Source organism: Mycolicibacterium sphagni (assembly GCF_002250655.1).
GTDB classification, from domain to species: Bacteria; Actinomycetota; Actinomycetes; order Mycobacteriales; family Mycobacteriaceae; genus Mycobacterium; species Mycobacterium sphagni.
The window spans coordinates 76,316-88,393 of record NZ_NOZR01000019.1; the positions used below are offsets into that span (position 1 = coordinate 76,316).

The 12,078-nt window shown below is 65.0% G+C and carries 12 protein-coding genes; 3 read left to right on the forward strand and 9 right to left on the reverse strand.

Annotated elements, in window-relative coordinates:
• Window positions 1-1,497, forward strand: a complete 1,497-nt coding sequence (locus tag CG716_RS20630) for an amino acid permease (RefSeq protein WP_094482978.1) — start codon at window positions 1-3, stop codon at window positions 1,495-1,497.
• A complete protein-coding gene (locus tag CG716_RS20635) occupies window positions 1,494-2,375 on the forward strand; it encodes a universal stress protein (protein ID WP_094482979.1) in 882 nt (293 codons plus the stop codon). Before CG716_RS20630 ends, CG716_RS20635 begins: the two co-directional genes overlap by 4 nt.
• Before the next feature lie 7 nt (window positions 2,376-2,382).
• On the opposite strand, the gene CG716_RS20640 is transcribed toward CG716_RS20635, so the two are convergent.
• From CG716_RS20640 to CG716_RS20670, 7 genes are all read right to left on the reverse strand, one after another.
• Complete coding sequence (locus tag CG716_RS20640) at window positions 2,383-3,237, reverse strand: mycofactocin-coupled SDR family oxidoreductase (protein ID WP_094482980.1); 855 nt, start codon at window positions 3,235-3,237, stop codon at window positions 2,383-2,385.
• Between the two features lie 93 nt (window positions 3,238-3,330).
• A complete protein-coding gene (locus CG716_RS20645; protein WP_094482981.1) occupies window positions 3,331-4,188 on the reverse strand; it encodes an SHOCT domain-containing protein in 858 nt (285 codons plus the stop codon).
• A 231-nt stretch (window positions 4,189-4,419) separates the two neighbouring features.
• Window positions 4,420-5,610, reverse strand: coding sequence for an elongation factor Tu (tuf, locus tag CG716_RS20650; RefSeq protein WP_094482982.1), 1,191 nt, complete (start codon window positions 5,608-5,610; stop codon window positions 4,420-4,422).
• A 116-nt stretch (window positions 5,611-5,726) separates the two neighbouring features.
• On the reverse strand, window positions 5,727-7,829 hold the full coding sequence (fusA, locus tag CG716_RS20655; RefSeq protein WP_094482983.1) for an elongation factor G: 2,103 nt from the start codon (window positions 7,827-7,829) through the stop codon (window positions 5,727-5,729).
• A gap of 88 nt (window positions 7,830-7,917) precedes the next feature.
• Window positions 7,918-8,388: a 30S ribosomal protein S7 gene (gene rpsG / locus CG716_RS20660; protein WP_003881868.1), complete on the reverse strand. Its 471-nt coding sequence runs from the start codon at window positions 8,386-8,388 to the stop codon at window positions 7,918-7,920.
• A complete protein-coding gene (gene rpsL, locus CG716_RS20665; RefSeq protein WP_036343468.1) occupies window positions 8,388-8,762 on the reverse strand; it encodes a 30S ribosomal protein S12 in 375 nt (124 codons plus the stop codon). Before rpsL ends, rpsG begins: the two co-directional genes overlap by 1 nt.
• A 323-nt stretch (window positions 8,763-9,085) precedes the next feature.
• Window positions 9,086-9,724, reverse strand: a complete 639-nt coding sequence (locus CG716_RS20670) for a TetR/AcrR family transcriptional regulator (RefSeq protein WP_094482984.1) — start codon at window positions 9,722-9,724, stop codon at window positions 9,086-9,088.
• Window positions 9,725-10,012: 288 nt separating this feature from the next.
• On the opposite strand from CG716_RS20670, the gene CG716_RS20675 reads away from it, so the two are divergent.
• Entirely contained in the window at window positions 10,013-10,408 is a 396-nt protein-coding gene (locus CG716_RS20675; RefSeq protein ID WP_094482985.1) for a DUF3060 domain-containing protein, read from the forward strand.
• 42 nt (window positions 10,409-10,450) lie between these two features.
• Here the strand turns inward: CG716_RS20675 and CG716_RS20680 are convergent, their stop codons facing one another.
• A complete protein-coding gene (locus CG716_RS20680) occupies window positions 10,451-11,356 on the reverse strand; it encodes a crotonase/enoyl-CoA hydratase family protein (protein WP_094482986.1) in 906 nt (301 codons plus the stop codon).
• The gene (locus CG716_RS20685) at window positions 11,353-12,066 is read right to left on the reverse strand and encodes a PaaX family transcriptional regulator C-terminal domain-containing protein (protein WP_094483019.1); all 714 of its coding nucleotides are present in this window, start codon (window positions 12,064-12,066) and stop codon (window positions 11,353-11,355) included. Before CG716_RS20685 ends, CG716_RS20680 begins: the two co-directional genes overlap by 4 nt.
• Between the last annotated feature and the right edge of the window lie 12 nt (window positions 12,067-12,078).

Genomic DNA, 12,078 nt, shown 5'->3' on the forward strand with positions numbered 1-12,078 from the left:
ATGACTGCCCCGTCGATCAATTTGACTGAACAGATGTTGCGCCGGCGACCCGTCCTCGGCGCCCCGGTCGCACACGGCGCCTCGGATCACCTCAAGCGAACCATCGGCACGTTCCAGCTGACCATGTTCGGCGTCGGGTCCACCGTCGGCACCGGCATCTTCTTCGTCCTGTCGGAGGCGGTTCCCCAAGCCGGGCCCGGCGTCGTCGTCTCGTTCCTCATCGCAGGCATCGCGGCCGGCCTGGCGGCTGTCTGCTATGCCGAACTGGCCTCGGCGGTCCCCGTTTCCGGCTCCACCTACTCCTACGCCTACACCACGCTCGGCGAAGTCGTCGCGATGGGAGTGGCCGCCTGCCTACTGCTCGAATACGGGGTCTCGACCGCCGCCGTGGCCGTCGGCTGGAGTCAATATGTCAACAAGCTTCTCGACAACTTCCTTGGACACCATCTGCCTCAAGCGATTTCGGCAGCCCCGTGGGATGACGCACCTGGGATCATCAACCTGCCCGCGGTGTTCCTGGTCGTCATGTGTGCCTTGTTGCTGATCCGCGGCGCCAGCGAGTCCGCCAAGGTGAACACCATCATGGTGCTGATCAAGCTCGGCGTGTTGGTGATGTTCTCGGTGGTCGCGTTCACCGCCTTCGACGTCGACCACTTCGCCAATTTCGCACCACTGGGTGCCGCGGGAATTGGCTCGGCCGCCGGAACGATCTTCTTCTCCTACATCGGCCTCGACGCCGTCTCCACCGCAGGCGACGAGGTGAAGAACCCGCAGAAGACCATGCCTCGTGCCATTCTCGCCGCACTGGTGACGGTGACGACGGTCTACATCCTGGTCACCATCGCCGCCCTGGGCGCCCAAGAGTGGACCGGTTTCGAGGGCCAGGAGGCGGGGCTGGCCACCATCCTGGACAACGTCACCCGCGCCCACTACTGGGGCACAGTGCTGGCCGCCGGGGCGGTCATCTCCATCTTCTCGGTGACGTTGATAACGCTGTACGGGCAGACCCGCATCCTGTTCGCCATGGGCCGCGACGGGCTGCTGCCGCCGATGTTCGCAAAAGTCAACCCGCGCAGCATGACTCCGGTCAACAACACGATCATCGTGGCCATCGTGGTCAGCATCCTCGCCGGTGTCATCCCGCTGAGCTACCTGGCCGACATGGTGTCGATCGGCACGCTGGTCGCGTTCATCGTCGTCTCGGTCGGGGTGATTCTTCTGCGGGTGCGCGAACCCGACCTGCCCCGCGGCTTCAAGGTGCCCGGTTATCCGGTGACACCGGTGCTGTCAGTGCTGGCCTGCAGCTACATCCTCTACAGCCTGCACTGGTACACGTGGATCGCGTTCTCCGGCTGGGTCGCTGTGGTTCTGGTGTTCTACTTCGTCTGGGGTCGTCACCACAGCGCGCTCAACGGCCGTGACGGCGGTGTAATCGCCAGTGCCGCAGCGGGAGTCGACGACGTAGAGGTCGTCAAGCCGCCGCAGGACCCGTCATGACGGTCGTCGTCGGCTATCTCGCCGGCAAGAGCGGGACCGCGCCGCTGAGCCTGGCGCTCGGCGCGGCGCGCACACTGCACACCTCACTGACCGTGGCCACCATCGTGCCCAAACCGTGGACCACACCGTCACCGGCCCGCATCGACGCCGAATATGCCGCGTGGGCAGACCAACTCGCCGCGGACTCGGCTAAAGAAGCCCAACGCTATCTGGGCACCTTGTCCGACGGCGTCGACGTCGCCTACCACGGCCACGCCCACCGCTCGGTGTCAGGCGGGCTCATCGAGGTGGCCGAAGAACTCAAAGCCCAGCTGTTGGTGCTGGGCTCGTCAGCCAATGGCCAGCTGGGTCAGGTCGTGGTGGGATCAACCGCCGACCGGCTGTTGCACTCGGCGCCGGTGCCGCTGGCGATCGCCCCGCGCGGGTATCGAAGCACCCGCACTCCGCGGCTGACCCGGATCACGTGCGGCTACCCGGGTACACCGGAGGCGGCGTCAGTGGTCGCGCGGGTCGCTGAGCTGGCCCGGCAGTTCGAGGTGCCACTGCGGGTGATCACCTTTGCGGTGCGCGGCCGCACAATGTACCCCCCGGAAGTCGGCCTGCACGCGGAGGATTCGATTCTGGCCGCCTGGGAGGCGCATGCCCGCGAGGCGCTCGCGCAGCTGCGCGCCGACGGCGTGGTGGATGACGATGCACTGCTGCAAGTGGTCAGCGGCAATGGCTGGGATCAGGCCCTGGATGCCGCCGACTGGGAGGACGGCGAGCTCTTGGCACTGGGCACCTCCCCGCGCGACGACATCGCTCGGGTGTTCCTGGGGTCGCGCGGCTCGAAGATCATGCGGCACAGCCCCGTTCCGGTGTTGGTTCTCCCGGGCTGAGTCCGAGCTAGTACTTCATCACGCCGCGGTCGACGTTGATCTGCGAGCCGGACAGAGTGGCAGAGTTGTCACTGGCCAGCCACACCACCACGTCGGCCACCTCGTCGACATTCATGAAGTCGGACAGCTTGCCCGTCGCGCCCTGGCCGGTCGGGAGGTAGGGCATCGGCGAGAAGCCGTGCAGGAAGCTGGGGTGCGCGGCGAAAACGCCCATCATGGCGTCGTTTTCGGTCATCGGAGTAGCCACCGAGTACGGGTGGATGGAGTTGACCCGGATGCCATACTCCCCGGCCTCCAGCGCAAGTGAATTCGTCAGAGCGGTCAAGCCGTGCTTGGACGCGGCGTAATGGCTGTTTCCGGGAGTGGCCTTCACGCCGGCCGACGAACTCACCACGATGATCGAACCGCCGTTGCCCGCATCGATCATGGCCGGGACGACGGCGCGCAGCGTGCGCCAGGTGCCGGTCAGGTTGACGTCGATGACGGTGTTCCATTGCTCGTCGGTCAGCTCCCACAGCCGGCCCCAGGACAGCACACCGGCATTGGCCACCAGGATGTCGAGCCGGCCGAACTGTTCTACACCGTCGAACACCAGCTGGCGCAGCGCGGCGTCGTCGCGGATGTCGACCTCACGGGCCAGCACCTTGCGTCCCTCGGCCTCCACCAACCGCGCCGTCTCGCGGAGGTCGTCGGGCGTGGTGCCAGGATAGGGAATCGTGTCGCTGACCGTCGCGCTGATATCGGAGATGATGACGTCGGCGCCCTCGCGGGCCAGCCGAACCGCGTGGGCGCGACCCTGGCCGCGAGCGGCCCCGGTTACGAATGCCACTCGTCCTTCGAGCGTCCCCGACGATGTTGTCATCAATGGTCCTTTCGGTCAGCTCACGTCAGGCTAGCAAGCCAATTGAAACGTGTTCTAGGAACCGTCCCATGGACCGGACGCGCGGAACAGGCGCTAGAGATCCGACAGAATCTGCTGCCTTTTGGTGGCGTATTCGGCGTCGGTGATCGTGCCTGTCGCCCGCAGCGTCTCCAGCTCCTGCAGCCGCTGCGCGGTGGACACCTGTGGCGCCGGCGGCGGCACATACGCTGGCGGTGCCGGCGGCGGCGGTGGTGCAGCCGCGGGTGCGGACGCGGCGGATTGTCCGGACGCAGCGGCCCGGCGGACGACGTCCATCACTTGCTGGCGCACAGCCGGATTGGACCGAATGTCGATGGAGCCGTTCATCGGAACGCCATTAGCACGCAGGATCTGCATGATCTCCATCAGCGGCCTGGCCTGGCCCCGCAGGTCGTAGGTCTTGCCGTCCTCGGCGAGGGTGAACTGGGCAGGCACCACGCCTGCGATCAAAGCGCTGGCGTTCCAATCAATTTCGTACTTCTGCGTACCGGGCTCGACCAGGGCGACCAGTTTGTGGGCGTTGAGGATCTGCATCCGGGTCGGGCTGGAGGCCATGGTCTCCTGTGTATCGAACCCCTGATACCCGGGCACCTCGAAGTGCAGGTTCACCTTGATCATCTGCTGATCGTTGACAAACCAGGAGGTGTCCGAGATTCCGGTGATCTGAGCCAGCACCAAAACCCCGCGCTGGCTGAGTTCGTCGTGCCGGGCCGCCGATTTCACCCCGGCGTTGGTCAGCCACAGCGCGGCCAACACGTCACCGGCGGTGATGAGCAGACCGACCCAGAACATCCACCCGATATATGGCCGCGCAAACGGGCCGAGGGCGAAATAGACGATCAGAAAGATCGGTCCGACCAGACCGCCGAACAACAACACTGTCAATTGCGCTTTGAGATATCGCCCCAACATGTCGTTACTCCTCATTTGCCCTTGACCAGTGCTTTCGGGTGAAGAGTAGCGCACCGACGTGGCACTACCGATCCCAATTTTCAACGCCGAGATCGACGAAATGACGCGATGGTCGTGCAGTTTCCCGGCGAAACGTTGGTCTGGGCAAGCAGCGAAAGGGCGGTGGCTCGGCGCAAACGAAAAGCGGCGCCCACCGGAAAGGTGAGCGCCGCTTCGCGGTACTAGGTCAGATCACTTGTGGATCTTGGTAACCCGGCCGGCGCCGACGGTACGGCCACCTTCGCGGATCGCGAATCGCAGGCCTTCGTCCATGGCGACGGGCTGGATCAGCTTGACGGAGATGTCGGTGTTGTCACCGGGCATCACCATCTCAGTGCCCTCGGGGAGGGTCACAACGCCGGTCACATCCGTGGTACGGAAGTAGAACTGCGGACGGTAGTTGTTGAAGAACGGCGTGTGGCGGCCGCCCTCGTCCTTCGACAGGATGTAGACGCTGCCGTCGAACTCGGTGTGCGGGGTGGTGGTGCCGGGCTTGACCACAACCTGGCCACGCTCGACGTCCTCGCGCTTGACACCGCGAACCAGCAGACCGACGTTGTCGCCGGCCTGGCCCTGGTCGAGCAGCTTGCGGAACATCTCCACACCGGTGACCGTGGTCTTCGTGACGGTCGGCTTGATGCCGACGATCTCGACTTCCTCGTTCACGTTGATCACGCCACGCTCGACACGACCGGTGACCACGGTGCCGCGGCCGGTGATCGTGAAGACGTCCTCGACGGGCATCAGGAACGGCTTGTCGGTGTCGCGGACGGGGTCCGGGATCGACTCGTCGACGGCGTCCATCAGCTCTTCGACCGACTTGACCCACTTCGGGTCGCCCTCGAGAGCCTTGAGTGCGGACACCTGAATGACCGGGGCTTCCTCGTCGAACTCCTGGGCGGCCAGCAGTTCACGGACCTCCAGCTCGACGAGCTCGAGGAGCTCTTCGTCGTCGACCATGTCGGCCTTGTTCAGCGCCACCAGGATGTAGGGGACGCCGACCTGGCGGGCCAGCAGCACGTGCTCGCGGGTCTGCGGCATCGGACCGTCAGTGGCGGCGACCACGAGGATTGCACCGTCCATCTGGGCGGCACCGGTGATCATGTTCTTGATGTAGTCAGCGTGACCGGGGGCGTCGACGTGTGCATAGTGACGCTTCTCGGTCTGGTACTCCACGTGGGAGATGTTGATGGTGATACCGCGCTGACGCTCCTCGGGCGCATTGTCGATCTGGTCGAATGCGCGCGACTCGTTCAGCGTCGGGTACTTATCGTGCAGAACCTTGGTGATTGCTGCAGTCAGCGTGGTCTTGCCGTGGTCAACGTGACCGATGGTCCCGATGTTGACGTGCGGCTTCGTCCGCTCGAACTTCGCCTTCGCCACTTCTGTGTCCTCCTGGACTTGTTGTTGCTTTGGTTAAGCAGTGTTGATTTCTTCAGTTGTGTTGGTCCGAAAACGACGGACTTACTGGCCCAACCCTAATGGGCCGTTCAGTTCGTTCACTGACCCGTCGCCTTCGCGATGATCTCCTTCGACACGTTCGCCGGAACTTCGGCGTACGAATCGAACACCATGGAGTAGTTAGCCCGGCCCTGCGTCTTCGACCGGAGGTCGCCGACGTAGCCGAACATCTCCGACAGCGGAACCTGCGCCTTGACGACGCGCGCACCGCTGCGCTCCTCCATGGCCTGGATCTGACCACGGCGGGAGTTCAGGTCGCCGATCACGTCACCCATGTAGTCCTCGGGTGTGGTGACCTCGACGGCCATGATCGGTTCCAGGATGACCGGCTGCGCCATCGCGGCAGCCTTCTTCAGCACCTGGGAGCCAGCGATCTTGAAGGCCATTTCCGACGAGTCGACGTCGTGGTACGCACCGTCGAGCAGCACGACTTTCACGTTCACCAGCGGATAGCCGGCCAGCACGCCGTACTGCATGGCGTCCTGCGCACCGGCATCCACCGACGGGATGTACTCACGCGGGATGCGGCCACCGGTGACCTTGTTCTCGAACTCGTAGGTCGCACCGTCCTCGCCGACGAAGGGCTCCAGGTTGATGAGCACCTTCGCGAACTGACCCGAACCGCCGGTCTGCTTCTTGTGCGTGAACTCGACGTTGGTGGCGGGACGCTTGATGGTCTCTTTGTAGGCCACCTGCGGCTTGCCGACGTTGGCCTCGACCTTGAACTCGCGGCGCATCCGGTCCACCAGGATGTCCAGGTGCAGCTCGCCCATGCCGCCGATGACGGTCTGGCCGGTCTCCTGGTCCAGGTGCACCTTGAAGGTCGGATCCTCTTCGGCGAGCTTCTGGATGGAGAGGCTCAGCTTCTCCTGGTCGCTCTTGGTCTTGGGCTCGATGGCGACCTCGATAACGGGATCGGGGAACGTCATCGACTCCAGCACAACCTGATTGTTCGGGTCGCTCAAGGTGTCGCCGGTGGTGGTGTCCTTCAGGCCGATGACCGCATAAATGTGGCCGGCCGAAGCGGTCTCGACGGGATTCTCCTTATTCGAGTGCATCTGGAACAGCTTGCCCAGCCGCTCCTTCTTGCCCTTGGTGGCGTTGATGACCTGGGCGCCCGAGTCGACCTTGCCCGAGTACACCCGGACGTAGGTGAGCTTGCCGAAGAACGGGTGCGTGGCGACCTTGAACGCCAGGCCCGAGAACGGCTCGTCGGTCGACGGCTTGCGGATGACCTCGAGGTCCTCCTTGCCAGGAGCGTGACCCACGGCGGCCGGCACGTCCAGCGGCGACGGCAGGTAGTCGATCACGGCGTCGAGCATGGGCTGCACGCCCTTGTTCTTGAACGCGCTACCGCACAGCACCAGGTACGCCGTCGAGCTGATGGTCAGCTTGCGCAGCGCGCCCTTGATCTCCTCGATCGAGAGTTCCTCGCCACCGAAATACTTCTCCAGCAGCGCTTCGTCAGTCTCGGCGACAGCTTCAAGCAGCTTGGTGCGATACTCGTCGGCCTTGTCCTGCAGATCGGCCGGGATCTCGATGGTCTCGTAGGTCTCACCGAGCTTGGTCTCGCCGCGCCAGACCTTGGCCTTCATCTCGACCAGGTCGACGACGCCCTCGAAGTCACCCTCGGAGCCGATCGGGATCTGGATCGGGATGACGTTGGCACCGAGCCGGTCTTCCATCGTCTTCACCGAGAAGTAGAAGTCCGCGCCGATCTTGTCCATCTTGTTGACGAAACAGATACGCGGAACGTCGTACTTGTCGGCCTGCCGCCAGACCTGCTCGGACTGCGGCTCCACACCCTCTTTGCCGTCGAACACGGCAACGGCACCGTCGAGCACGCGCAGCGAGCGCTCCACCTCGACGGTGAAGTCGACGTGACCCGGGGTGTCGATGATGTTGATCTGGTTGCCGTTCCAGAAGCAGGTGGTTGCAGCCGAGGTGATCGTGATACCCCGCTCCTGCTCCTGCTCCATCCAGTCCATCGTGGCGGCACCGTCGTGCACCTCACCGATCTTGTAGCTGATACCGGTGTAGTAGAGGATGCGCTCGGTCGTCGTCGTCTTGCCGGCATCGATGTGCGCCATGATGCCGATATTGCGGACCTTGTTCAGGTCAGTCAGCACGTCCTGTGCCACGGCTAAATTCCCACTCTTTCGCTTCTGTCGTTCGCTGTATTAATGGCCACCGCACGCGGGCCTCTGCGCATGCAGCCGGCCAGTGCAATCACCAGCGGTAGTGCGCGAAGGCCCGGTTCGCCTCGGCCATTTTGTGGGTGTCCTCGCGCCGCTTGACGGCAGCACCCAGGCCATTGCTGGCGTCGAGGATTTCGTTGGCCAGCCGCTCGATCATGGTCTTCTCGCGGCGCGCCTTGGAAAAGCTGACCAGCCAGCGCAGGGCCAGCGTGGTGGAGCGATCCGGGCGAACCTCGACGGGCACCTGGTAGGTGGCGCCACCGACACGACGGCTGCGCACCTCGAGGGCGGGCTTGACGTTGTCGAGAGCGCGCTTGAGGGTGACGACCGGATCGGTGCCGGTCTTGTCGCGAGCCTGCTCGAGCGCACCGTAGACGATGCGTTCTGCCAGTGATTTCTTCCCGTCCAGCAGGACTTTGTTGACCAGCTGGGTAACCAGCTGCGACCCGTAGACCGGATCGTTGACCAACGGGCGCTTCGGCGCGGGACCCTTGCGCGGCATCAGCTCTTCTCCTTCTTCGCGCCGTAACGGCTACGGGCCTGCTTGCGGTTCTTGACACCCTGGGTGTCCAGCGAGCCGCGGATGATCTTGTAGCGAACGCCGGGGAGATCCTTCACACGACCGCCGCGCACCAGCACCATCGAGTGCTCCTGCAGGTTGTGGCCCTCACCGGGGATGTAGGCGGTCACCTCGACGCCGGTTGTCAGCTTCACGCGCGCGACCTTGCGAAGTGCCGAGTTCGGCTTCTTCGGGGTGGTCGTGTACACGCGGGTGCACACACCGCGGCGCTGCGGGCTGCCCTTGAGGGCCGCGGTCTTCACCTTCGCGACCTTGTCCGTGCGACCCTTGCGGACCAGCTGCTGAATGGTTGGCATCTACCGGCTTTCTATCTCTCGTCCGTCTTTCGGCGGTTTTTAAGTCTCTGTACTGCTGTTTTCACCCCGCCGCGTACCCCGCTGCCGGGCGTGTCGCACTCACTGCGCACCAGGTAAATCCGATGCATACTGGACATGCGAATTGGCCCGGCGTGCGCGCATGCGTCCCCGCTTGCGCCCCTTACGGCCAGGCACGAGCTTCTACGATACCAGGCGCGGCACGCCCCTCCAAACTCGGTGTACGGCGCCTTACTGCAGGTCAACGCGTGAATGTCGGTGTCGGTTCCCGACGGCCCGGATATCAACCTCCCCTAAGCACCGGCTCAGCCGAGTGCTGGGTTGCGCTGCGCCATGCCCGTGGCCAGCCGCAGCACCATGTCGGAGAACACCGCATCGGTATCGACGGTGTCCATCACACCCGTCATCTCCAGCAGCACGAACCCGTGGAGCGCCGCCCAGAATTCCAGCGCGCCATAGAACGCGTCGTCGCCGGCCAGGCCGTAGGAGATCAGCACCTCGATGACCGGTGCGGCCGCGGCGTGCGTCGCGGCGGTGAACTCCGGGTCGTCACCACCGAGCGGCATGCGGGTGAACGCCGAATAGCGGCCCGGGTGGTGGTGGGCATAACTGCGATACGCGCTGGCCATCGCCATCACGGCGTCGTCGCGGGTGCGGCCCTGCCCCACGGCGGACAGCATCTGCAGGATGTCCTCGATGACGTGCATGCGGACGGTCCGGCGCAGGTCGTCCAGGCTGTGCACGTGGTTGTACAGCGACGGCCCTTTCGTGCCCAGCTGGGTGGCCAGTGCATTGATGGTGAGTCCGTCCCAGCCGTCACGGTCCAGGAACGTCAACGCCGCATTGACGATGACGTCGCGGCTGAGTTTGGCTGACCTCGCCGACGACCGGCTGCCGGGGCGCGACCGACCGCCCGCCGACGCCGGTTCCGGCTGAATTGTCATCACAGGCCCTTCAATGGTGGATCGACGAAGAACTCTAGTTGACCGACCTGCCGCCACGTAGGCTCCAACACAGGTTCGCGGAAAGAGAGGGCATGCCGGTGAGCTGGGGACACCGCCGCTGCGCACCCGTCTGCATCATGCAGACCGTCGACTGCAATGGGTCGACGTTGTTCATGAACGGGCAGTTCCGGACAAGACCGGCGATCCCGCCGTCCTCGACCGTGGACGCGAATGAGATATGACGAACCGGATCGACCGCGTTCCGGCGTAGGACCAAAGGAAACACTCATGCACTCCCCGACCCTGATCGCCGGTGTGGGCGTTCTCGCCGCTCTTGCCCTGGCCGGCTGCGGATCCACCAGCACGGACGGCAAGTCCCCCACGGCCGCACAGTCGGGAGCTCAGGTCGAAGTGGGCAACACCATCAACTACGGCTCGTTCGGCACCACGGCGGAGATCGACTGTGCCGACGGCAAGTCGCTCAACGTCGGAGGCTCGAACAACACGTTGACGGTCAAGGGTTCCTGCGCGACGGTGAACATCGGCGGCGCCGACAACAAGATCACCTTCGACAAGGTCGACAAAGAACTGTCGGTCGTCGGCCTCAACAACACCATCAACTACAAGGGCGAGCCGAAAGTCAACAACCTCGGGTCGGGCAACACTCTCAACAAGACCTCTTAGTCGTTAAGCCTTCCGGCAGGCCGGTCGCGAAGCGACGCGGGATTATGCGGGAGCCCCGTGCCGGCCGGCGCCCTCAGCGAATCGCGCTGCCCCGGCGAGTGACTCGGCGGCGACCCGCGACAGGCTACCGAACTCGAAGTCCATGGCCTCGGCTTCGGAGTTCCCCCATTGATTCAGTGCCGACAGCCGGTCCGACCGCAGACAGAGCTGCGGTAGCTCCGCCAACTCGGCCGCCAGCTCCTCGGCCGCCCGGCGGGCCTGCCCGGTAGGCACCACCCGGTTGGCCAGGCCGATAGCGAGCGCCTCGTCGGCATCGACGGCGCGGCCGGTCAGGATCAGGTCCATCGCCCGGCTGTGACCGATGATCCGGGGCAGTCGTACCGTGCCGCCGTCGATCAGTGGCACCCCCCACCGCCGGCAGTACACGCCAAAGACCGCGTCTTGCTCGGCCACCCGCAGGTCGCACCACAACGCCAGCTCCAGGCCGCCCGCCACGGCGAAGCCGCTGACCGCGGCGATGACGGGTTTGGACAACACCATCCGACTAGGCCCCATGGGACCCGGGGCCGCTGGGCCGGCGACATCGGACCCGGCCCGGGGACGATGGAGCGGATTGCTGTCGGGTGTGCCCATCGCCTTGAGATCAGCTCCGGCGCAAAAAGTTCCGTGATCGCCCCAGAGCACGGCCACCGATGCCGACTCGTCGCGGTCGAATTCCTCGAAGGCGTTGAACAACGCCATCGCGGTCGGGCCGTCGACGGCATTGCGGGCGTGCGGGCGGTCGAGGATCACCGTCGTCACCGCGCCCTTGCGTTCCACCCGGACCGATTCCCGGGTCGCTGCGCTCCTGCCCTCCGATCCCGATTCCCGGGTCGCTGCGCTCCTGCCCTCCGATCCCGATTCCCGGGTCGCTGCGCTCCTGCCCTCCGACACGCTGTCGCCACTCATGTCGCCTCCACCAGTCGTCCCTCATCTCGCCGCGCGCCCAGTTCGGTCGCGAAGTCTGCGTACATCTTCCGAAGCTCCGCGCCTGGCCAGTGCGCCGGCAACAGTTCGTCCGGCAGAACCGGATCGGTGAGTAGATGCCGCACGATCGCTGCGGCCGCGCGGAATCGGCCTGGCACGTCACGAGCGGCCGCCATATCTGCCAGCAGCCGATGGCCGGTACGTGCCCAATCGGGAAGATCCCACAGGCGTCGGGTCAGCTCCGCCGGGTCTTCGTCACGGGTACGCAACACCCGCACCCGGTCAGTGACCTCGGCAGGCAACTCGGCGGCGAGGTTGTCCGGCCGCAGCCAGACGCCTTCTCTGAGCTCGCCGAACCGCTTGATTTGCAGGGTGTTTCGCAGCGCAGCCCGCGCCCTGGCATCCATTCCGACCGCGGTGATCACCAGGGTGACCCAGCTGCCGTCCCAATCGTGGGTGTGGGGGTCGAGCGCGTCGTCCTGGCGCCGCTGCCGGTTGAGCAGCCGGTCGGAGAGCCGGTATCCGTCATCGGAACGCACCAGGTCGCCGGCTGCGACCATCCGGGTCAGCGCCACCCGCAGCGTCTGCTCACGGATACCGAAATCCGATGTCAGCTGCAACATCTCCGCGGACGTGGCCCACGCCGGGTGGGCACCGAGCAGCACGCTGAGCACCACCGACCTGGCGGTCATCTTCGACAGCGA